Source organism: Mycobacterium sp. UNC410CL29Cvi84 (assembly GCF_000686745.1).
GTDB lineage: Bacteria > Actinomycetota > Actinomycetes > Mycobacteriales > Mycobacteriaceae > Mycobacterium > Mycobacterium mucogenicum_B.
On sequence record NZ_JMLM01000001.1, the window covers coordinates 703,078 to 724,881 of the forward strand.

A 21,804-nucleotide genomic window follows, 5' to 3' on the forward strand; every position below is an offset into this window, starting at 1 on the left:
CCGTGGACAAAGCAGCGCTGTGGCGGCACATCCACGCCGAGCGCGCGGCACTGGCGACGACGCTGGCGGAGCTGGACGACGGCGACTGGAGCCATGACACGCTCTGCCCCGGCTGGACCGTGCTGGACGTCGCGGCCCACGTGATCTCCACGCCGCAGATCGGCTGGCGCCAACTGGCCGAGATGACGATGCGCAACCTCGGCCGGAGCTACAACACCATGATCTTCCGCGAGGTGAAACGGCTGGGAGCCGAACAGACCGCCGGCAGCGTCCTGTCCGACTTCGCGACGTTCTCCTCGAGCACGCACCACGTACCCACGACGACAACGGTCGAGCCGCTCATCGACGCGCTGCTACATCACCAGGACATCGTCCGCCCGCTCGGCCGCTCGCGGGCGATGGATCCCGAGGCGGCGCTCGTCGCCACGGAGCGGGTGCGCCTGCTCGCACCGCTCATGGGCACGAGTCGGCTGCTCCGAAGCGTCCGAATGGAAGCGACCGACATCACCTGGTCGCGTGGCCGCGGCCCGACGATCCGCGGGCCGATCCAGGAACTGCTGATGATCGCGTCCGGGCGGCAGCCCGACCTGAGCCTGGTCGAGGGCGACGGTCGCGCGCTGCTCGATCAGCCGGGTTAACGGCGCAGGACGGCGGTGTTGGTCAGCCGGTCCTGCAGCCCGCGGCCGTCGGCGTCGGTGAGCAGCGCGGGCACGGCCAGCAGCACCAGCAGCATTCGCACGAAGGCGCGGCCGATTCCGACGTACTGGCTGCGGCCGACGGACACGACGCGCAGTCCCAGTGCGAACTGGCCCGGCGTGAAGGTGAAGAGCCGCACCGAAACCGTGCCGACGACGACCCAGGCGATCACCGCGGGCGTGCCGTGCCAGACGTATTGGTATTCGTATTCGCTGAGGCCGCCGAACACCACGCTCAGCGTGCCGAGGCCGTAGCAGATCAGCCAGTCCACCAACAACGCGGCGAATCGACGGCCGAATCGGGCGAGGGAACCGGGGCCGGATTCCGGCAGACCGAGGGCTTTACCCGGGTACGAAGACTCATCAACGGGGCGCTGCGATTCGGGCCCGGACAGCCACGAACCGAGCCGAAATTCATCAGCACCTGCCATGGTGTCAGGATAGGCGTGCGCGCTCGTGCAACCGAACCGCGCGGTGTGTGGTCGGAGGTTCCATGAACCACCGATCGCGTAACGTCCGCGAAACATACGGTTGATTGGCGTGCAACATCGTGTCCCTAGGTTCAACCGCGGGTAACACCAGTAAAGGAGATCACTTACGTGGCAGAAAAGACGTCTGACGACATTTTCAAGCTGATCAAGGACGAGAACGTCGAGTACGTCGACATCCGTTTCTGCGATCTGCCTGGTGTTGTCCAGCACTTCTCGATCCCGGCTTCGGCGTTCGACGAGAGCGTTTTCGAAGACGGCCTCGCGTTCGACGGTTCGTCCGTGCGCGGCTTCCAGTCGATCCACGAGTCCGACATGATGCTGCTGCCGGATGCCAACACCGCGCGCATCGACCCGTTCCGCGCCGCCAAGACGCTGAACCTGAACTTCTTCGTGCACGACCCGTTCACTCGCGAGGCGTACTCCCGCGACCCGCGTAACGTCGCGCGTAAGGCCGAGAACTACCTGAAGAGCACCGGCATCGCCGACACCGCGTACTTCGGTGCCGAGGCCGAGTTCTACATCTTCGACTCCGTGGCCTTCGACTCGAAGATCAACGGCACGTTCTACGAAGTCGACTCCGAGTCGGGCTGGTGGAACAGCGGCGAGCCCTTCGAGGCCGACGGCTCCCCCAACCGCGGTTACAAGGTCCGCCCCAAGGGCGGTTACTTCCCCGTCGCGCCGTACGACCACTACGTCGACCTGCGCGACGAGATGTCGACCAACCTGATCAACGCCGGGTTCACCCTCGAGCGCGGCCACCACGAGGTCGGCACCGCCGGCCAGGCCGAGATCAACTACAAGTTCGACACGCTGCTCGCCGCGGCCGATGACGTGCTGCTGTTCAAGTACATCATCAAGAACACCGCGTGGGCGAACGGCAAGACCGTCACCTTCATGCCGAAGCCGCTGTTCGGCGACAACGGCTCGGGCATGCACGCCCACCAGTCGCTGTGGAAGGACGGCAAGCCGCTGTTCCACGACGAGTCCGGCTACGCGGGCCTGTCCGACATGGCGCGCCACTACATCGGCGGCATCCTGCACCACGCCCCGTCGCTGCTGGCGTTCACCAACCCGACGGTGAACTCCTACAAGCGCCTGGTGCCGGGCTACGAGGCCCCGATCAACCTGGTGTACAGCCAGCGCAACCGCTCGGCGTGTGTGCGTATCCCGATCACCGGCAACAACCCGAAGGCCAAGCGCCTCGAGTTCCGTTGCCCGGACAGCTCGGGCAACCCGTACCTGGCCTTCTCGGCGATGCTCATGGCCGGTATCGACGGCATCAAGAAGAAGATCGAGCCGCTGGCCCCGGTCGACAAGGATCTCTACGAGCTGCCGCCGGACGAGGCCGCCAACATCCCGCAGGCCCCGACCTCGCTGGCCAGCGTCATCGACAAGCTCGAGGAAGACCACGACTACCTCACCGAGGGTGGCGTGTTCACCGAGGACCTGATCGAGACCTGGATCTCGTACAAGCGCGAGAACGAGATCCTGCCGGTGCAGATTCGCCCTCACCCGTACGAGTTCTCGCTCTACTACGACTGCTGAGTCGCGAGCACAAGAACTGCCCCTCTCCTCCGGGAGAGGGGCAGTTTTGCGTCTGTGGACTGTGCGGCCCGGCCGCACCCTTGCCCGACACCAACAAGTACGGTAGCCTAACCATCGCGAGCAGCACTGCTCGCGGTGCTGACAACCTCACAGGTCAACGGAGAGATTCGTTGGCCTTTTTCGTTTCTCTCCAGCCCTATTCACAAGCGAGAGAACGAGGTTCACCCATGTTCACGGTCTTCATGTTGGTCAAGACGAATCCCGAGTGGCTCGGTTTCCCGGTGGCCAAACGGTTCGACGAACTCACGCTGCACCTGCAGCCGATCCTCGACCGCCACCCGGCGGTCAACTTCAAGTGGATCGACACCGAGTTCTACACCGCCCGGGTCACCGACGTCTGGATATGGGAGGCTGCCGACCCACACCAGTACGAACTCGCGGTCGAAGAGCTCCGCGAATCACCCCTGTGGGACCGGTATTTCGCCGTCGTCGAGATCCTGCCCGGCGTCGCGAACGCCTACGCGGAAAACTACGGCAGGACCGCGGTCGGATAACCAAGGGCCCCAACAAAACTGTCCCTCTTCCGAAGAAGAGGGACAGTTTTGCGTCTGCTCACCAGTTTTCAGGCAGGCAACCGCTGCAGCAGCCGATCCATGGAATCGAGGAACGCGTTGTACCCCTGCTCCAGCGCGGCGCGACCCTCGGCGGGCCAGCCCGGCGTCGGCTGCACCAGGGTCAGTTCGGTGCCGCCGTCGGTCGGCCGCAGTGTCGCCGTGACCGGCAGCCGGTCCGGGTTCTCGGGTTCGTCGGTGAGGTCGAACACCACCCGGTTCGGCGCGTCGAGTTCGAGAAAGCTGCCCGCCCAGTGCTTGAGCGTGCCATCGGGCAGGTGCATGACGGCCCGCCACTGGCCACCGATCCGTACGTCCATCGTAAGCGTGTCCAGCGGCACGTCGACCTGGTCGGTGCCGAACCAGGTCGCGAAGTACTCGGGTGTGACGAACAGCGAATACACCTGCTCCGGGGGTGCAGCGAAGGCCCGGACGAGGGTCACCGCATCGGTCATACGTCTTCTCCTAGGTCGTGTCGGGTTTCGATACTGCCGCACGGGTCGGACACCAAACCGATGACGGTCCGATAACGCCACCGCCGCAAAGGCTGACGCACGTCGGCGCCACGGCGCGACGCCCCCTAGGATCAACCCATGGCTCAGACTGACATCGAATCCCGGCTCGACGCTGTCGCTCCCATCGTCCTGTCCGTTTTCCGGATAGTCATCGGCTTCCTGTTCACCATCCATGGCGCCACCACGCTGTTCAAATGGCCCGTCGACACGAATCCCGGCGTGGCCGCACCGGATTTCGGCAGTTTCCCGGGCTGGTACGCCGGCGCCATCGAGCTGATCGTCGGCATCCTGATCTTCACCGGCCTCGCCACCCGCATCGCGGCCTTCATCGGTTCCGGCGAAATGGCTTTCGCCTATTTCATGGCGCACCAGCCGAAGGGCCTGCTGCCCATCGAGAACGGCGGCGAGCCGGCAGTACTCTACTGCTTCGCGCTGTTCCTGCTGGTGTTCACCGGCGGCGGCGCGATCGCCCTGGACTCGCTGCGTAAACGCTAGTTACAGCCCCAGGTCCACACGAAACCGCTTGAGTCCCTCGATCTTCTCGGCCAGCGTGGCCGTGGGACCGCTGTAGAACATCCACGGCATCGTGACGTTGCCCGTGATGCCGGCCTGCGCGGCGCGCTCGAAATGCTCCGGCAGATAGGCATCGGCCAGCGGCGTCAGGATCTCGAAACCCTCCAGCGGTAAACCATTTTCGACGCGCAGTTCGCGCACCCGGGTCGCGGCGGCGACGGCCTGGTCGGTGGTGATCAGATCGCCGATCCAGCCGTCGTTGCGCGCGGCCCGGCGCAGGGCGATCTCACTGAGCCCGCCGACGTAGATGGGCACCGGCGGCGGCGTCGGCTCCATCTCGAGCCGCGGCACCTGGTAGAACTCCCCGTCGAACGATGTCCAGCCTGGTTGCCACAGCTGCCGGATCAGCTCCAGCATCTCGTCGGTGCGCGTGCCGCGACGCTCGAAAGGCTGACCCATCAAAGCGAATTCGTCGGCACACCAGCCCACGCCGACGCCGAACTCCACCCGGCCACCGGACAGACAGGCCGCGGTCCCGACCGACTTCGCGACCGAGAACGGGTCACGCATCCCCGGGATGTACACCGTCGTCACGAATTTCACCCGGCTGGTCACCTGCGAAAGAGCGCCGACCAGCACCCACGGATCCGGCCAGTGCGTGAACGGCTGCCACCGCCGCTGTCCGTCGGGGGTGTACGGGTAGGGCGTGCTCAGCGTCTCCAGGTTCACCACATGGTCCGGGATGGCGATGCCGTCGTAGCCGAGTTCGTCTGCAGCCCGGGCGATCTCGGTCAGCTCGCTGACGTCGAGGAACGCCAGGCTGACGTAGAACTTCACCCGCGCGCCCAGGAGGGCCTGATGAAGATGCCGTCGGCCTCGACGGTGACGCCGTCGGCATCCGACAGCGTGCCGCGGGCGAACGTCTTGACGCCGTCGACGCGGTCGATCCAGGCCTCGGCCCGCACCGGTCCCTGCTTGGTGCCCCGCAGGTACCGCAGTGTGATGGTGCCGGTGAAATGCGGCTTGGTCAGTCCGTCGCTGGCGGATTCGCCGAGAATGTGGTCGAGCACCAGCGCGCAGATGCCGCCGTGCACCAGGCCGGGCGGTCCTTCGTAGGGCAGGCCCAGTTCGAACTCTGCCCAGCACCGGCCGCCGGCCCCCTCCCCGCCCTCATGGTGGATCTCCATCGGCGGGGCGATCGCATTGCGCACGCCCACAGCAGGATTCGTGTAGGCAAGCGGACGTCCGGTGTCCGCGTTCCGCAGCGTCGAGGTGCTGTTGTGCTGCACCGTCACGAGCCGCTCGGTGACCCCTTCGATCGCCGCCTGCGCCTCGGCGATGGTGGCCTCGTCGACACCCGTCCGGATGCCGGCATCGATCAGCCGGCGCACCGCATCGGTGAACGGCCGGTAGACCGCCAGCTGACGCTCATATTCGGCATCGCTGATCACGTCGAACGGAAAATCACTCACGATGCCTACTCCCCAAACACCTTGCGCACCACGGTTTTGGCACGACGAGTCACGCGCAGATAGTTGTCCAGGAAGGCGCCGCCGTCGCCGCTCGGCCAGCCGGCCGCCACCGCGACCGCGTTGAGCTGACGGCCCGGCCCGGGCAGTTGGTCGGTCGGCTTGCCACGCACCAGCACCAAGGCGTTGCGCGCGCGGGTCGCGGTCAGCCAGGCCTGCCGCAGGATGTCCGCCTCGTCGCCCTCGATCAGCTGGGCCGCCTCGATGGCATCCAGCGCCTCGAGCGTCGAGGTGTTGTGCAGCGTGGGAACCTGGTGCGCGTAACGCAATTGGAGCAGCTGCACGGTCCACTCCACGTCGGCCAGACCACCGCGACCCAACTTCGTGTGGGTGTTGGGATCGGCGCCACGCGGCAACCGCTCGGCGTCGACGCGGGCCTTGATCCGCCGGATTTCGCGCACCGCGTCCGCCGAGAAGCCACTGGTCGGGTACCGGGTCTTGTCCACCATCAGCAGGAACCGCTCGCCCAGCTCCAGGTCACCCGCCACCCGGTGCGCCCGCAGCAGGGCCTGAATCTCCCACGGCTGCGCCCACTGGGCGTAGTACGACTCGTAGGACGCCAGCGTCCGCACCAGCGAACCGTTCCGGCCTTCCGGCCGCAGCCCGGCGTCGACCTCCAGCGGCGGGTCACTGCTGGGCTGTCCCAACAACGTCCGCACCTGTTCGGCGACCCCGATCGCCCAGCGCACGGCAGCGGACTCGTCCGCCCCGGCGGGGCCCTCGACGGGCTCGCACACGAACATCACGTCGGCGTCCGATCCGTAGCCCAGTTCGCCTCCGCCGAGCCGGCCCATGCCGATGACGGCGATGCGCGCCGGGGGGCCGTCCGGTCCCGAGCGCGCCCGGATCACCGCGTCGAGTGCGGCCTGCAGCACGGCGACCCACACCGAGGTCAGCGCCTTGCAGACGTCGACCACCGACAGCAGCCCCAGCAGGTCTGCCGATGCCACGCGCGCCAGCTCCCGACGACGCAGGGTGCGCGCCGCGGCGATGGCGCGGACCGGGTCGGCGTGCCGCCCGGCCGAGGCGACCAGCGCGCGGAACACCGCATCCGGTTCCACCTCAAGGAGTTTCGGCCCCTGCGGACCGTCGGCGTACTGCTGCAGGACCTCCGGTGCCCGCATCAACAGCTCCGGCACATAGGCCGACGTGCCGAGCACCCGCATCAGCCGCTTGGCGACGGCGCCCTCGTCACGCAGTGTGGACAGGAACCAGCGCTGGTCCCCCAGTTCCTCACTGATCCGCCGGTACGCCAGCAGACCCGCGTCCGGGTCCGGGGTGTCCGACAGCCAGTCCAGCAGTGTCGGCAGCAGCACCTGCTGCACCGTGCCGCGGCGGCCGCTGGCACTCGTCAGTGCGGCCAGGTGCGTCAGGGCGCTCTGCGGGCCTTCGTAACCCAGTGCGGCCAACTGTCTTTCGGCCGCGGCGGTGGTCAGGCTCGGGCCGAACTGGTTCCCCACTTCCAGCAGTGGCTGATAGAAGAGCTTGGCGTGCAGGCGGGACACCCGCATGTTCTGCCGCTTCAGGTCCTCGCGCAGCACGCCGAGTGCGTCGTGCTGGCCGTCGGGCCGGATGTGCGCCGCGCGCGCCAGCCAGCGCCACGCCTCGTCGTCGCCGTCCTCGGGCAGCAGATGCGTCCGCTTGAGTCGCTGCAACTGCAGCCGGTGTTCCAGCAGCCGCAGAAACTCATAGGACGCGGTGAGATTCGCGGTGTCGTCGCGGCCGATGTAACCGCCGGAGCCGAGCGCCGCCAGGGCGTCGACCGTCGAGGCGACGTGCAGCGACTCGTCGTTGCGGCCGTGCACGAGTTGCAACAGCTGCACTGCGAACTCGACGTCCCGGAGGCCGCCCTTGCCCAGTTTCAGTTCCCGGGTACGTACCCCGGCGGGCACGAGCTCCTCGACGCGACGGCGCATGGCCTGCACGTCGGGCACGAAATCCTCACGGTCACAAGCGGTCCAGACCATCGGCATCAGCGCGTCGATGTACTGCTCGCCCAGCTCGGCATCGCCGACGGCCGCCCGGGCCTTCAGAAGCGCCTGGAATTCCCAGGTTTTCGCCCAGCGCTGGTAGTAAGCGACGTGCGACTCCAGGGTGCGGACCAGCTGGCCGGCCTTGCCCTCGGGCCGCAGCGCCGCGTCGACCTCGAAGAAGGTCTCACCGGCGAACCGCATCATCTCGCCGGCCACCCGGGTGGTCACCGAGTCCGCCGCCTCCGCCACGAAGATGACGTCGACGTCGCTGACGTAATTCAGTTCGCGCGCACCGCATTTGCCCATCGCGATGACCGCGAGCCGGGGACCGGGTTCGTCGCCGCACACCGTCCGGGTGGCGACGACCAGTGCCGCCCCGAGCGCCGCGTCGGCCAGGTCGGACAGGTGCTCCCCCACCGTGACGTACGGCAGCACCGGCTCGTTCTCGACCGTCGGCGCGACGTCCAGCGCCGCCAGCACCAGGATGCGGTCCCGGTAGTAGGTCTGCAGTGTCGCGGAAGCCGTTGGGGTACCGGCGACTTCGGCCGCCAGCCGTTCGAAGTCCTCAAGCAGCTCGGCGCGCGATGGCAGCGTGATGTCGCCGCGCAGCAGTCGCCACGAAAGGGGATGCGCGACGAGGTGATCGCCCAGGGCCAGCGACGAACCCAGCACGGCGAACAGCCGGCCCCGCAGCGCCGTGTCGGTCACCAGCAGCGCGCTGAGTTCGGCCCAGTCGCCCTCGAGGGCGTCCGCGACCCGCACCATGGCGCGCAGGGCGCTGTCAGCGTCCGGGGCGCGCGACAGCGACCACAACAACGGGACGTGCGCGTCGGTGTTCCAGCCGAGCCGGTCGAGATCGGCCCGCGCCGTGGGCGCCACCAACCCGAGGCGCCCGACGCTGGGCTGTGTGGGGCGCTGCGTCGCGGGGTTGGGCACCACCCGACGTTAGCGCACCGTCACGGCGTTACAGCGACAGGTATTCCTTGAGTTCGAACGGCGTCACGTGGCTGCGGTAGGTCTCCCACTCGCTGCGCTTGTTCCGCAGGAAGTAGTCGAAGACGTGCTCTCCCAACGCCTCGGCGACGAGTTCGGACTTCTCCATCTCGGCGAGCGCCACACCGAGGCTGCTCGGCAGCTCCTTGTAACCCATCGCGCGCCGTTCCTCGGGCGTCAGGTTCCAGACGTTGTCCTCTGCCTGCGGCCCCAGCTCGTAGCCCTTCTCGATGCCGCGCAGGCCGGCAGCCAGCAGCACCGCGAACGCCAGGTACGGGTTGCATGCCGAGTCGGGGCTGCGCACCTCGATACGGCGCGACGACGCCTTGCGCGGCGTGTACATCGGGACCCGGACCAGAGCGGAGCGGTTGGCCGCACCCCACGACGCGGCCGTCGGGGCCTCGCCGCCGTGCACCAGACGCTTGTAGGAGTTCACCCACTGGTTGGTGACGGCGCTGATCTCACTGGCGTGCGTCAGGATGCCGGCGATGAAGGACTTCGCGACGTCCGACAGCTGCAGCGGGTCATCAGCGCTGTGGAAGGCGTTGGTGTCGCCCTCGAACAGGCTCATGTGCGTGTGCATCGCCGAGCCCGGGTACTGGCTGAACGGCTTGGGCATGAAGGTGGCCCGCACGCCTTCGTTGATCGCGACTTCCTTGACCAGGTACCGGAAGGTCATGACGTTGTCGGCCATCGACAGGGCGTCGGCGTACCGCAGGTCGATCTCCTGCTGGCCGGGTGCGCCCTCGTGGTGGCTGAACTCGACCGAGATGCCCATGGACTCGAGCGCCTCGATGGCGTGCCGGCGGAAGTTCGGGGCCGAGTCGTGCACGGCCTGGTCGAAGTAGCCGTTGTTGTCGGCCGGCACCGGCACCGAGCCGTCGTTGGGGCCGGGCTCCAGCAGGAAGAACTCGATCTCGGGGTGCACGTAGCAGGAGAAGCCGAGATCGCTGGCCTTGGCGAGCTGACGGCGCAGCACGTGCCGCGAGTCGGCCCACGACGGCGAGCCGTCGGGCATGGTGATGTCGCAGAACATGCGGGCCGAGTAGTGCTTGCCGGTGCTCTTGGTGGTCCACGGCAGCACCTGGAAAGTGGACGGATCCGGGCGGGCCACCATGTCCGCCTCGGAGACGCGGGCGAAGCCCTCGATGGCGGAACCGTCGAAGCCGATGCCCTCTTCGAAAGCGCCTTCCAGCTCGGCCGGCGCGATCGCCACGGACTTGAGGTATCCGAGCACGTCGGTGAACCACAGCCGGACAAAGCGAATGTCGCGTTCTTCCAGCGTGCGCAGCACGAATTCCTTCTGGCGATCCATGTCCGCAGCGTAGGCAGCAGCTGTTAAATCCGTGTTACCAAGTGGACTCTGTTCGGCATGTTTCACAGGTGAGACGCTCTGCTCAGCACCGCAACCCCGCGGCAGGCAGCACGGACTGCGTCAGGAACGCCACCACGGCCGTGTCGACGCACCGGTCGCCGTTGAAGACGACGGTGTGCTGGGTGCCCTCGTAGCTGATCAGTGAGGCGCCGAGTTCGCGCGCCAGGTTCACGCCGGCCTGATACGGCGTGGCGGGATCGTGCGTGGTCGACACGACGACGACCTTGCCCGGACCGGGCGACGCCGGTGCGTGCGGACGGGAGGTCGCGGGCACCGGCCACATGGCGCAGACGTCGCGCGGCGCGTAGCCGGTGTACTGGCCGTAGCTCATGAACGGCGCCAGCTGGCGCGCGCGCTGATCGGCGGCCGCCCACGTCGCGGGATCGGTCGGGAACGGCGCGTCGACGCACCGGATAGCGGTGAACGCGTCCTGCAGGGGCGCGTAGTGCCCGTTCTGATCACGGTGCTGATAATCGTCGGCCAGCAGCAGCAGATCGCCGGCGTCGCCGCCGCGCTGCAGTCCGATCAGCCCACTGGTCAGGAACTTCCAGTACTTTTTCGTATAGAGCGCGTTGATGGTGCCGGTGATCGCGTCGGAGTAGCTCAGGCCCCGCGGATCGGACGTCAGACCCGGGCGCACGGCGAGCGGATTGACCAGCTGCTGGTATCGCGCCACGAACTGCGTCGGGTCGGTGCCCAGCGGGCAGCCGACGGACTGCGCGCAGTCCGCCGCATAGTCGTTGAAAGCCGTTTGGAATCCGGCCAATTGGAGCAGGTTCTCGGTGACCGGATCGGCATTGGGGTCGACGGCGCCGTCGAGCACCATGGCGCGTACCCGGTCGGGGAACCGTTCGGCGTAGGCCGCACCCAGCTCGGTGCCGTAGGAGAAGCCCAGATAGTTGATCTGCGACTCTCCGAGCGCGGCCCGCACCACGTCCATATCCCTTGCCGCCGAGGCGGTTCCGACGTTGGCCAGGAAGCTGCTGCCCATCTGCTGCAGGCAGTCCTGCGCCGTGCGGCGGCTTACCGCTTCGATGTGCGCCACGCCGGCCGGGCTGTAGTCGACCATGGGGTCGCGGCGGTTGGCGTCGAATTCGGCGTCACTGCGGCAGCGCAACTGCGGCGTCGAATGCCCCACGCCGCGCGGGTCGAAGCCGACGAGATCGAAGCTGCGGCCGATCTCGGTGTCGGACAGGACAGCGCCCATACCCGCGACGGTGTTGACGGCCGACGCACCCGGACCACCGGGGTTGACCAGCAGCACACCGAGGCGCTGACCCGAGGCCGGGACCCGGATGACGGCCAGCTTCGCTTGCGGCCCTTGCGGATCCGCGTAGTCGACGGGGACGCTGATGTTGGCGCACCGCGCCGTCGGCAGGTCCGTGGTGTCACCGATGAAGGGTTCGCAGCCGGTCCAGGCCGGCGCCTGCTCGTAGAAGGACTGCAGGGATTCGGGGGCCGCGTGCGCGACCGATCCCGGCGCGGCGCTGATGGCCACCAGCAGTCCGACGACCCCTACCGCACGCCGTCGTCCACGACCGCCCACCCGCCACATGGCAAACATGGTCGCACGGCGCGCAGCCGAGCCGAAGCCCGGTTCCGGAGGGAGACAAGCCGGCAATCAGACGGTGACCGAACAGTTATCTCCCAGCGGCGCCGAGCTTTTCGCGACTCAGCATTTCGCGCCGGCCTCGGGCACGGTCCCGTTGACCAGATAGCCGGCCGCGTGCTCGTCGACGCAGCTGTTGCCCTGGAACACCACGGTGTGCTGGGTGCCGTCGAACGTCAGCAGGCTGCCACCGAGCTCCTTGGCCAGGTCCACACCCGCCTGGTACGGCGTGGCCGGGTCGTGGACCGTCGACACCACCAGTGTCGGCGCCAGGCCCTTGACCGAAATCTCGTGCGGCTTCGACGTCGGCGGTACGGGCCAGAACGCGCAGGTGCCCAGCGGGGCGTCGCCGGTGAACTGGCCGTAGCTCATGAACGGCGCCACCTCACGGGTGCGCTTGTCCTCCGCAATCACCTTGGCGCGGTCGGTGATCGGCGGTTCGTCGACACAGTTGACCGCCACCCGGGCATCGGTGGAGTTGTCGTAGTGGCCGTCGGCATCGCGCCCCATGTAGGCATCGGCGAGCCGCAGCATGATGTCGCCGTGGCCGCCCGCCAGCTCGGTGAGACCTGCGGTGAGGTCCTTCCACATCGCCGGCGAGTACAGCGGCAGGATGGTGCCGACCAACGCGTCGCTGTAGCTCAGACCACGCGGATCCTTTGTGGGAGCGGGCTTTTGGACCAGCGGGTCGACCAGGCTGTGGTAGACGTCGTTGACCTTGGCCGGGTCGGTCCCCAGCGGACAGTCCGGGCTGGTCGCGCAGTCGGCGGCGTAGTTGTTGAACGCGGTCTGGAACGCGGCGGCCTGGTTGATGTCGGCTTCGATCGGATCGGCATTGGGATCGACCGCGCCGTCGAGAATCATCGAGCGCACCTTGTCCGGATAGTCCTCGGCGTACTGGGCGCCGATCCGGGTGCCGTACGAGTAGCCCAGGTAGGTCAGCTTGTCGTCGCCGAGCGCGGCCCGGATGGCATCCAAATCCTTGGCGACGTTGGCGGTTCCGACGTTCTCCAGGAACTCCTTGCCCATCTTGTCGACGCAGCGCTGCACGAATTCCTTGGTCTGGGCCTCGATGTGGGCGACACCGGCGGGCGAGTAGTCGACCTGTGGGTCGGCGCGCTGCCGGTCGTTGTCGGCGTCGGAGTTGCACCACACCGCGGGCTTGGAGGACCCGACGCCGCGAGGGTCGAAGCCGACGAGGTCGAAGCGCTGGCGCACGGAGTCGGGAATGTTGTTGAGCAACGACACCGCCGCGCTGACGCCGGACTCCCCCGGACCGCCGGGGTTGATCACCAGGGAACCGATCTTGTCGCCGGTCGCCTTGATCCGCAGCAGCGCGAGCTGCGCGACGTCACCGTCGGGCTTGCTGTAGTCGACGGGCACCGACAGCATCGCGCACTCGGCGCCCTTGGGGATGCGCGACTGCGAGTCCGGGGACGTGGTCTGGCACGGCGACCATTGCAGGGGCGCACCCGGCTTCGGCACCGCGCGCGTGGCGCGTCCGTCGATCACCTGGCTGCAGCCCGACGCCAGCACCAGGACCATGGCCAATGCCGATGCGCGGGCGAGACTCCCCCGTCTGAGGTTCATGGTCGACCATGGTGCCATGTGGCCTGGTCTGACCTGATGAGGGCGTTGCCGCGCGCCATCAGACGGTCGCGGCGGCAACCAGTTCGTCCAACGCGGCGGCGAACTCGTCGGCCATGTCCCACAGGTCCGGGACCAGCTCCGGGCACGAGATCAGGCCGACGTCGAGCGTGCCGTTGAGCGACATCACGGTGATGTTGAGTCCGGAGCCGTGGAACAGCGGGCCGAGCGGGTACATCGCCTTGACCTCGGCGCCGAGCATGTACAGCGGATCCTGTGGGCCGGGCACGTTCGAGACGACGAGGTTGTGCACGGGCTTGGCCTCCGCCAGGCCGGACGCCGCGAAAACCCGCATCGCGGCCCCGAACACCGACGGCGCGGCGAACTGCGACCAGTCCTGCAATAGCGTCGCGCTGATGGCCGAACTGTGTTGTTTGGCAACGGTGCTCGAGTCGGCGATGGCGCGCAGGCGCTCGGCCGGGTCCTCGATGGTGGTCTCGAGTTTGGCGAACATGCCCGACACCTGATTGCGGCCCGGGCGGTCGGATTTGCCGTGTACCGACACCGGGCACATGGCCACGAGGGTGGAGTCCGGCAGCGCGTCGCGCTCGGCCAGGTAGCGCCGCAGCGCGCCCGACACCAGCGCCAGCACGACGTCGTTGACCTTGACGTGGAAGTGGTTCTTGACGGTCTTGATGTCCGCCAGGTCCAGCTGGGCGAAGGCCACGTTGCGGTGTGCGGTGACGTTGACGTTGAAGGCCGTCTTGGGCGCGGCGAACGGTGCCGCCATGGTCAGGCCCTTGGCCGCCCGGCGGACGGTGTCGATGACGGTCGTCGCCGTCGAGGGCAGCACGTTGGCCAGCTTCAGCGGCCGGGTGAAGTACTTGACCGCGCCGCCCACCGCGATCTCGAGTTCGGAGGCGGTGCCGGCGCCCGCGACGGGCTCGGGTGCCGGCGCGTCCGGCTCGAGCGTGCACAGCTGCGACATCAGGTTGGCGCCGGTGACGCCGTCGATGCCGGAATGGTGCATCTTGGTCATCACGGCGAGCCGGCCGCCGTCGTGGGCGTCGGTGCCGGCGATGTTCTCGATCACCCACATCTCCCACAGCGGGCGGCTGCGGTCCAGCTGCAGCGCGGCGATGTGCCCGCAGATCTCGGACAGCTCGACACGCCCGCCAGGGCCCGGCAGCCCGATCCGGTGCAGGTGCCGGTCGATGTCGAAATCCGGGTCCTCCACCCACACCGGGTGGTCGAGGTTCAGCGGCGAGTCCGCCAGCTTCTCGCGAAACTGCGGCATGGCGGCGATGCGCTCGCTCAGCATCTGCCGCATCTTGTCGAAGGTGTAGCCGCCCGGAATGGTGGCGGCGTCGAGTTCCAGCACGGCGCACACGTGCAGCGGCTGCGCGGCGGTCTCCAGATAGAGGAAGCTGGCGTCAAGTCCGCTGAGCCGTTGATATCCGGGCATGGGCGTGATCGTAGGCGGCTCTCTTTACCCAATGTGAGGCATTCCACTTCACGTGTCGTTCACCTTGGGGGTGTGGTGGTGGCAGACTTGACCCCGTCAAACGTCCCGGGGACCCGATATGGGCCTCGAGGTTCGTACCGACCAACACATTTGAGGACGACGATGTCTGATCAGGTTTACGGCGCTGCCCCGGAGTCTGTCTGTAAGACCCCGCGAACCAAGATTCGTACCCACCACCTGGCGAAATGGAAGGCCGAAGGCCACAAGTGGGCAATGCTCACGGCCTACGACTACTCCTCTGCCCGCATTTTCGACGACGCCGAGATTCCCGTCCTGCTCGTCGGCGATTCGGCGGCCAACGTGGTCTACGGCTACGACACCACCCTCCCCATCACCATCGACGAGCTGATCCCCCTGGCCCGCGCGGTCGTCAAGGGTGCCCCGCACGCGCTGGTGGTCGCCGACCTGCCGTTCGGCAGCTACGAAGAAAGCCCGCGGCAGGCCCTCGCGACCGCGACGCGCTTCATGAAGGAGACCGGCGCCCACGCGGTCAAGCTGGAGGGCGGTGAGCGGATGGTCGAGCAGATCGCCGCACTGACCCAGGCCGGCATCCCCGTCGTGGCCCACATCGGCTTCACCCCGCAGAGCGTCAACGGGCTCGGCGGCTTCCGGGTCCAGGGCCGCGGTGAAGCCGGCGACCAGACCATCCACGACGCCATCGCCGTCGCCGAGGCCGGCGCCATCGCCGTCGTCCTCGAGATGGTGCCGGCCGAGCTGGCCACCCAGATCACCGGCAAGCTGACCATCCCGACCGTCGGCATCGGCGCCGGCGCCAACTGCGACGCGCAGGTGCTGGTGTGGCAGGACATGGCAGGCATGACGGCAGGTAAGACCGCCAAGTTCGTCAAGCGCTTCGGCGACGTCGGGGCCGAATTGGGCCGCGCCGCACGGCAATACGCCGCCGAGGTGGCCTCCAGCGTGTTTCCCGCCGAGGAACACTCCTACTGAGTACGGACTGTGAGGGCTGTGCAGGCAATTCCGCGAAAATGCCTGCACAGCCCTCACACTCGTCGTCAAGCGAATTCCGGCTTGCGCTTGCCGACGAAGGCGCCGACGCCCTCTTTGCCGTCCGGTGACCCGGCGCACTTGGCGATCAGCCGGCCCTCGCGTTCGAGCTGGGTCTCGTAGTCGGCGCCGTAGGTCGTCAGCAGCAGCTGCTTGACGGCGGCATTCGAGCCGCGGGCCTGCGTGGCGACGTCGGCAGCCAGGGCGTCGAGCGCGGCGGGCAGGTCGGCGTCCGGCACGACGCGCGTCACCAGACCCCAATCGGCGGCCTCGGCCGCGGTGAGCACACGGTTGGTGATCATGAGTTCCTGGGTGCGGCGCAGACCGATCAGCCGCGGCAGGACGTACGACGATCCGCCGTCGGGGCTCAGACCGGCCTTGGTGTACGCCATGGTGAACGACGCAGACTCCGCGGCGAGCACCAGATCGCCCGAGACACCCAGCGGGAAGCCCGCACCGGCGGCGACGCCGTTGACGGCGGTGATCAGCACGGCGTCCATGCGGGCGAACGTCGACATGGCGCGGTGCAGGTCGTCGGCGATGCCCTTGACGAACGCGCCCGGATCCTCGGCGGCAGCCATCGCCTTGAGGTCGCCACCGGCGCAGAAGAACCGGCCGGCACCGGTCAGGGTGACGACCTTCACCGCGGCGGTGTCGCACAGCGCGGCAGCGGCCGCGAGGTCGCGGGTGAGCGCGTCGTTCATGCCGTTGGCGGCCTCGGGCCGGTCGAGCACGATATTCACGACGGCGCCGGACTGGGCGAACTTCAGGGTCTCGAATTCGGTCATGGGTCAAGACGTTATCGGCAGCCGATCACGCACAGCGATATGGCAGGCTGATGGCAGCGTTGGTACTGCCCGTCCCGGGTCGCAAATGAAGGTGAACATGGCCGCTGGCAAGCGTAAACCGTCCCGCCACACCGAGATTGAACGCAAGTTCGCGGTGGTCGACAGCACGGTGTCCCCGTCGTTCGACGGATTGTCCGCCGTCGGCCGGGTCGAGCAACTGCCCGTCGCGCATCTCGACGCGGTGTACTTCGACACCCCCGATCATGATCTGGCGGCACACAAGATCACCCTGCGCCGGCGCACCGGCGGCACCGACGCGGGCTGGCACCTGAAGCTGCCCGCCGGCGCCGACGCGCGCACGGAGGTTCGGCTGCCGATCACCGCGGCGCGCGAGAGCGTGCCCGACGAACTGCGCGACATCGTGCTGGCCATCGTGCGCGACCGCGCACTGCAGCCCGTCGCCCGCATCGAGACCCAGCGCACCGTCTCGATGCTGCACGCGCCCGACGACACCGAGCTGGCCGAGTTCTGCGACGACCGCGTGACCGCCACAGCGGGCGAGTCGCTGCAGAACTGGCGCGAGTGGGAGCTTGAGCTGGTCGGCGACGGTTCGGAGGGCGCCGAGTCGGGCCCCGAGCTGCTCGACCGGCTGGCCAACCGGCTCTTCGACGCGGGCGCGAAGCCGGCCGGGCACGGGTCGAAGCTGGCCAAGGTGCTCGCCGCGGCGCGGGGCGCGGATGCGCCGCAGCAGCAGGCCCCCGAGCCGACGGACAAGGTGCACCGGGCCATCGCAGCGCACGTGTCCGAGCTGATCGACTGGGACCGCGCGGTGCGCGCGGACACCTTCGACTCTGTGCACCAGATGCGCGTCACCATCCGCAAGATCCGCAGCCTGCTGCAGGAAACCGGCAATCTGGGCGACCGCGAGTGGGTGCTCGAGGAGCTCAAGCTGCTGGCCGCCGTGCTGGGCACGGCGCGCGACGCCGAGGTGCTGGCCCAGCGGTACGACGACGCGTTGAAGGGACTGGCGCCGGAGCTGGTTCGTGGGCAGGTGCGCGAGCGTCTGGTCGACGGGTCGCAGCGGCGCTACCAGTCCGGGCTGCGGCGGTCGCTCGCGGCCATGCGGTCGGAGCGGTACTTCCGGCTGCTCGACGCGCTCGACGCGATCGTTGTCGACAACACCCAACCGGCCACCGCCGACGAGGACAACCAGCCGGTGACCGTCGGCGGTGCCTACCGCCGCATCCGCAAATCGGTGCGGCGGGCCGAGGCCGCGGAGGCTGCCGGCGCCGAGGACAGCGAGGAGGCGCTGCACCGAATCCGCAAGGGCGCCAAGCGGCTTCGCTACACCGCCGCCGCCATGGGCGAGTCGAAGGTGGCCGACTGCGCCAAGGACATCCAGACGCTCCTGGGTGACCACCAGGACAGCTACGTCAGCCGCGGGCATCTGGTGCAGCAGGCCGAGGCCGCGCACGCCGCGGGCGAGGACACCTTCACCTACGGCATCCTGTACCAGCAGGAGGCCGAGGTCGCCGAGTACGCCCGGCTGCAATTGGACGCCTCGCTCAAGGCCCTCGCGCGGGCGATGCGCAAGGTGAAGAAGTAGCGGGGCGGACGAGCTGGCCTGTAAGCCGGATTCTGTTCCCCGCCACCATTACTGGTGGCGAGGCGGCGACCATCCATCTGGGTACACCGTCGCCGGGTACCTCGAGCGGCCTACCCGCAGGCTCGGGCGAGCAGCCCTCGGGCACCTGCGCGGGCCGCAACCAGGTTGCGGCCTTCTTGGCCTTGCTTCGGGTGGGGTTTACCTAGCCACTCCGGTCACCCGGAATGCTGGTGCGCTCTTACCGCACCGTTTCACCCTTACCGTCTGAGTCCTACGGCTCAGACGGCGGTCTGTTTTCTGTGGCACTGTCCCGCGAGTCACCTCGGATTGCCGTTAGCAATCACCCTGCTCTGTGAAGTCCGGACTTTCCTCGAAACCTCTCGGTCCCGCGGCCGCCCGGCCAACTCGTCCGCGCCGATACGATATCAGCTGGTCAGAGCGCCGCGACCAGCGAGTCCAGCACGACGACCGCGCCGTACACCAGGAGCACCTGCTTCAGCCAGCGCGGCCCGTCCCGATGGGTGCGGGCGACGGCCAGGGCCAGGCCGAACACCACGATCACCGGCACCGTGATCGCCCAGGCCGACCACACCTTCTGCGGTCCGTACACCAGCAGTGCCGCGGCCGGCCCCAGCGACCAGTCGCCGGAGGTGGCCAGTGAGTTGCCCATGGCGTCGGTCAGGACCTGCACCGCCTCGACGCTGCCCCACAGCAGGCACAGACAGGCGGTCACCAACAGCATCGACTCCGCGGCCAGTCGGATGTCGAGCCGGTGTTTGACCACCTGGTGACCTCCGATCAGTGCGTGCGGCGCAGGACGATCAGATTGTCCCGCAAGACGGCGGATTCGCCGGTAGGGCCGATCGCCTCGCGTTCCACAGTACCGACGTGCTGCGGCTGCCAGCCTTCGTCGGGCAGGCCGAGCTCGGCGACGACCTCGTCCGCGGACTGAAAGTGGTGGTCATGGATGTGCTGGGACGCCCAGGGCGGCGCCTCACCATGGTCGACGATCAGCAGCGTGCCGCCCGGAGCGACGGCCGCTGCCGCCTGCTGCAGTATTTGCCGGCGCTCCAGATGAACCGTGGAATGCAGGAACTGCGCCGACACCAGATCGAAGCTGCCCGCCGGGAAACTGTGCGACAGGTCGTGGTGCTGAAAGTCGATGCGCCCGGCCACTCCCCTGGCCTCGGCCGCGCTGCGCGCCCGGTCGAGGGCGTTGGTGGCGATGTCGACCGCCACCACCTCCCAGCCCTGGGTGGCCAGCCAGATCGCGTCGGCGCCCTCGCCGCACCCCAGATCCAGTGCGCGGCCCGGGGACAGCTCGCCGGCGATCTTCGCGAAGTTGGCGTTGACCCGGCCGCTCCACATCTGCGGCTTCTCGGCGTACCGGCTTTCCCAGTGCTCTTGCGGCGTTTCAGTTGCGGACATCGGACTCCTCCTGCTGATCGAAGACGGGCCAGGGCATGACGGGTAGGCCGAACTTGTCGTGCAGCAGACTCTGCACGATCGCGGCGGCCGCGGCGGAACCGGCGGCGATCGCCGAGGCCACCTGGGGCATCTGTGCGCAGACGTCGCCCGCGGCGAAGACGCCGGGGACCGAGGTGCGGCCGAACTGGTCGACCGTCACGGCGTCGACGACGACCGGGCCGGGCGGGGCGATCCGCACGCCGAGCTGTTCCGCCAGGTCGGTCCGCTGCCGCAGTGCGCTGACCACCAGCGCGCCCTCGCGTTTCAGTTCGTCGCCGTCGGCGAACACGATGGCCGCCAATGCGCCGTCGCGCGAGGCGAATTCGACGATCTTGCGCTCATCGACCTGCACACCGGCGTCGGCCAGCGCGCGGTACTGGTCGTCGTCCAGTCCGGAGGGACCGTTCGTGACGACGACGATGTCGTCGGTCCAGCCGCGCAGCATGAGGGCCATGTGCACGGCCCGGTCGCCGTCGGCGAGGACGGCCAGCGCCTGATCGCGCGCTTCCCAGCCGTGGCAGAACGGACAGTGGAACACCGACTGCCCCCAGTGGTCGTTCAACCCGGGGATGTCGGGTGCCTCGTAGTGCATGCCGCCGGCCAGGAGTATCCGCTGGGCGTGGTGCGCGGAGCCGTCGGCGAGTTCGAGCCGGAACGTCGTGCCGTCGTGCGCCGTTGCGCCGGTCACCAGACCGTCGACGACTTGGACCGACGGGTACTCGGCAAGCTCGCGGCGGCCGTCGGCGTACAGTTCCGCCGGCGGTCGTCCGTCGTGGCCCAGCAGTCCCCCGATGCCGTGTGCCGCGCGATTGCTCTGCTCGCCGGCGTCGATGACCAGCGTTCGTCGCCGGGCGCGGCCGAGCACCAACGCGGCGCTCAGCCCCGCCGCGCCGCCCCCGACGACGACGCATTCCCATTCGTTGTTCATGACACCGACCTTGCCGGGCGATGCCGAAAATGCCAAGCTGATTTGCCATGCAGGCAAACCCTGAGGACGACGACATCGAGGCGCGCGTTCGGCGGCGGCTGCGGGAACTGCGCACGCAACGCGGCATGACGCTGGAAGACGTTGCGCGCGCGGCCGATATCGACATCTCGACGTTGAGCCGTCTGGAATCGGGCAAGCGCCGGTTCGCGCTCGACCATCTGCCCCGGCTCGCCGCGGCGCTGTCGATCAGCACCGACGAACTCATGCGCGCACCCGAGGCCGAGGACCCGCGGGTTCGTGGGTCATCACACACCCGCGGCGGCATCACCTACTGGCCGCTGACCCGCGGCGGGCCGGCGGGCGGTCTGCACACGTTCAAGATCCGCGTGAGCGCGCGGCGGCGCACGCCACCGGCCGAGCTGCCGGTGCACGACGGCCAGGAGTGGCTCTACGTGCTGTCCGGGAACCTTCGGCTACTGCTGGGCGAACGCGACTTCACCATCAAACCCGGTGAGGCAGTGGAGTTCTCGACCTGGACACCGCACTGGTTCGGCACCGTCGACGGCCCGGTCGAGGCGATCGCCATCTTCGGGCCGCACGGCGAGAAGCTGCACGTGCGGAACTGAGCCAGATGGCCGAGGTGCGTTCCAGGACGCGAGGCGGCCGGCTGACGACCTCTCCCTACACAACTCTCGCCGGGAGCCGTCAACTTTCCTGGCTCTGTTGACGTATGTGTGGGTGATTTTGGGGTTTGAATAGCCGAACGCCGTTCTCGGTCTAGGTTTCTGGCTTGTCGAAGGTCAGTCACCAATAGAGCGGAGAACGGCGTGCGGGATGCCAGCTTATGGCGGGTCTTGTTGTGCGTCCAGAACACGGTCGTCGAGGACGTCGAGTTCGACGAGATGGCGCAGGTGTTGGTGGCCCATGTCCGGCCGCTGCGCGCCGCGGCGGGGCGGTGTGGCCTGTGCGGTGCGCGGGCCCGCTGGTACGACCAGGGCCGGGGCCGACGACGGTGGCGTTCACTGGATATGGGCACCACTGAGGTGTTC

Annotated in this window: 21 protein-coding genes and 1 other RNA gene; 8 read left to right on the top strand and 14 right to left on the bottom strand. The window is 68.2% G+C overall.

Annotated features, from left to right (window positions below; genetic code table 11):
- Positions 1-2 precede the first annotated feature (2 nt).
- On the top strand, positions 3-638 hold the full coding sequence (locus BR47_RS29580; RefSeq protein WP_036426558.1) for a maleylpyruvate isomerase family mycothiol-dependent enzyme: 636 nt from the start codon (positions 3-5) through the stop codon (positions 636-638).
- On the opposite strand, the gene BR47_RS0103505 is transcribed toward BR47_RS29580, so the two are convergent.
- Positions 635-1,126, bottom strand: coding sequence for an RDD family protein (locus tag BR47_RS0103505; RefSeq protein WP_029118593.1), 492 nt, complete (start codon positions 1,124-1,126; stop codon positions 635-637). The genes BR47_RS29580 and BR47_RS0103505 overlap by 4 nt on opposite strands.
- A gap of 168 nt (positions 1,127-1,294) precedes the next feature.
- Between BR47_RS0103505 and glnA (BR47_RS0103510) the strand changes: the two genes are divergently transcribed.
- Together glnA (BR47_RS0103510) and BR47_RS0103515 are read left to right on the top strand one after the other, a co-directional pair.
- Positions 1,295-2,731, top strand: coding sequence for a type I glutamate--ammonia ligase (gene glnA / locus BR47_RS0103510; protein ID WP_020103546.1), 1,437 nt, complete (start codon positions 1,295-1,297; stop codon positions 2,729-2,731).
- A 227-nt stretch (positions 2,732-2,958) separates the two neighbouring features.
- A complete protein-coding gene (locus BR47_RS0103515; protein WP_029118594.1) occupies positions 2,959-3,285 on the top strand; it encodes a darcynin family protein in 327 nt (108 codons plus the stop codon).
- 68 nt (positions 3,286-3,353) lie between these two features.
- On the opposite strand, the gene BR47_RS0103520 is transcribed toward BR47_RS0103515, so the two are convergent.
- The gene (locus BR47_RS0103520; protein WP_029118595.1) at positions 3,354-3,797 is read right to left on the bottom strand and encodes an SRPBCC family protein; all 444 of its coding nucleotides are present in this window, start codon (positions 3,795-3,797) and stop codon (positions 3,354-3,356) included.
- A 138-nt stretch (positions 3,798-3,935) separates the two neighbouring features.
- Here BR47_RS0103520 and BR47_RS0103525 point away from each other — a divergent pair, with 138 nt between their 5' ends.
- Positions 3,936-4,352 (top strand): DoxX family protein, encoded by a 417-nt coding sequence (locus BR47_RS0103525; protein WP_020103543.1) that lies wholly within the window; start codon positions 3,936-3,938, stop codon positions 4,350-4,352.
- Here BR47_RS0103525 and BR47_RS0103530 read toward each other — a convergent pair whose 3' ends face one another.
- From BR47_RS0103530 to BR47_RS0103560, 7 genes are all read right to left on the bottom strand, one after another.
- Complete coding sequence (locus BR47_RS0103530; RefSeq protein ID WP_029118596.1) at positions 4,353-5,207, bottom strand: TIGR03619 family F420-dependent LLM class oxidoreductase; 855 nt, start codon at positions 5,205-5,207, stop codon at positions 4,353-4,355. It abuts the gene before it with no gap.
- A complete protein-coding gene (locus BR47_RS0103535) occupies positions 5,204-5,845 on the bottom strand; it encodes a PaaI family thioesterase (protein WP_029118597.1) in 642 nt (213 codons plus the stop codon). Before BR47_RS0103535 ends, BR47_RS0103530 begins: the two co-directional genes overlap by 4 nt.
- Positions 5,846-5,847: 2 nt before the next feature.
- The gene (locus BR47_RS0103540) at positions 5,848-8,808 is read right to left on the bottom strand and encodes a bifunctional [glutamine synthetase] adenylyltransferase/[glutamine synthetase]-adenylyl-L-tyrosine phosphorylase (protein ID WP_036426649.1); all 2,961 of its coding nucleotides are present in this window, start codon (positions 8,806-8,808) and stop codon (positions 5,848-5,850) included.
- A gap of 28 nt (positions 8,809-8,836) precedes the next feature.
- Positions 8,837-10,180, bottom strand: a complete 1,344-nt coding sequence (gene glnA, locus BR47_RS0103545; protein ID WP_020103539.1) for a type I glutamate--ammonia ligase — start codon at positions 10,178-10,180, stop codon at positions 8,837-8,839.
- Between the two features lie 82 nt (positions 10,181-10,262).
- Positions 10,263-11,804, bottom strand: coding sequence for an alpha/beta hydrolase (locus BR47_RS0103550; protein ID WP_051634576.1), 1,542 nt, complete (start codon positions 11,802-11,804; stop codon positions 10,263-10,265).
- 108 nt (positions 11,805-11,912) lie between these two features.
- A complete protein-coding gene (locus BR47_RS0103555) occupies positions 11,913-13,439 on the bottom strand; it encodes an alpha/beta hydrolase (protein ID WP_036421801.1) in 1,527 nt (508 codons plus the stop codon).
- A 58-nt stretch (positions 13,440-13,497) separates the two neighbouring features.
- A complete protein-coding gene (locus BR47_RS0103560) occupies positions 13,498-14,901 on the bottom strand; it encodes a WS/DGAT/MGAT family O-acyltransferase (RefSeq protein ID WP_036426560.1) in 1,404 nt (467 codons plus the stop codon).
- A gap of 162 nt (positions 14,902-15,063) precedes the next feature.
- Here BR47_RS0103560 and panB point away from each other — a divergent pair, with 162 nt between their 5' ends.
- Positions 15,064-15,909: a 3-methyl-2-oxobutanoate hydroxymethyltransferase gene (gene panB / locus BR47_RS0103565; RefSeq protein ID WP_020104426.1), complete on the top strand. Its 846-nt coding sequence runs from the start codon at positions 15,064-15,066 to the stop codon at positions 15,907-15,909.
- 65 nt (positions 15,910-15,974) lie between these two features.
- Here panB and BR47_RS0103570 read toward each other — a convergent pair whose 3' ends face one another.
- Entirely contained in the window at positions 15,975-16,754 is a 780-nt protein-coding gene (locus tag BR47_RS0103570; RefSeq protein WP_029118601.1) for an enoyl-CoA hydratase/isomerase family protein, read from the bottom strand.
- Positions 16,755-16,851: 97 nt separating this feature from the next.
- On the opposite strand from BR47_RS0103570, the gene BR47_RS0103575 reads away from it, so the two are divergent.
- Positions 16,852-18,360: a CYTH and CHAD domain-containing protein gene (locus BR47_RS0103575; protein WP_029118602.1), complete on the top strand. Its 1,509-nt coding sequence runs from the start codon at positions 16,852-16,854 to the stop codon at positions 18,358-18,360.
- 5 nt (positions 18,361-18,365) lie between these two features.
- Here the strand turns inward: BR47_RS0103575 and rnpB are convergent.
- The 4 genes from rnpB to BR47_RS0103590 all read right to left on the bottom strand — a co-directional run bounded on the left by rnpB (position 18,366) and on the right by BR47_RS0103590 (position 20,755).
- Positions 18,366-18,768, bottom strand: an RNA gene (gene rnpB / locus BR47_RS31890) — RNase P RNA component class A.
- A gap of 25 nt (positions 18,769-18,793) precedes the next feature.
- Positions 18,794-19,144, bottom strand: coding sequence for a hypothetical protein (locus tag BR47_RS0103580; protein WP_029118603.1), 351 nt, complete (start codon positions 19,142-19,144; stop codon positions 18,794-18,796).
- A gap of 14 nt (positions 19,145-19,158) precedes the next feature.
- Positions 19,159-19,788 (bottom strand): class I SAM-dependent methyltransferase, encoded by a 630-nt coding sequence (locus BR47_RS0103585; RefSeq protein WP_029118604.1) that lies wholly within the window; start codon positions 19,786-19,788, stop codon positions 19,159-19,161.
- The gene (locus BR47_RS0103590; protein ID WP_029118605.1) at positions 19,775-20,755 is read right to left on the bottom strand and encodes an NAD(P)/FAD-dependent oxidoreductase; all 981 of its coding nucleotides are present in this window, start codon (positions 20,753-20,755) and stop codon (positions 19,775-19,777) included. The genes BR47_RS0103585 and BR47_RS0103590 overlap by 14 nt, the downstream gene beginning before the upstream one ends.
- A 47-nt stretch (positions 20,756-20,802) precedes the next feature.
- Here BR47_RS0103590 and BR47_RS0103595 point away from each other — a divergent pair, with 47 nt between their 5' ends.
- Together BR47_RS0103595 and BR47_RS0103600 are read left to right on the top strand one after the other, a co-directional pair.
- A complete protein-coding gene (locus BR47_RS0103595; protein ID WP_020104419.1) occupies positions 20,803-21,381 on the top strand; it encodes a helix-turn-helix domain-containing protein in 579 nt (192 codons plus the stop codon).
- A gap of 201 nt (positions 21,382-21,582) precedes the next feature.
- A partial coding sequence (locus tag BR47_RS0103600; RefSeq protein WP_029118606.1) for a transposase family protein occupies positions 21,583-21,804 on the top strand: 222 nt, incomplete at its 3' end.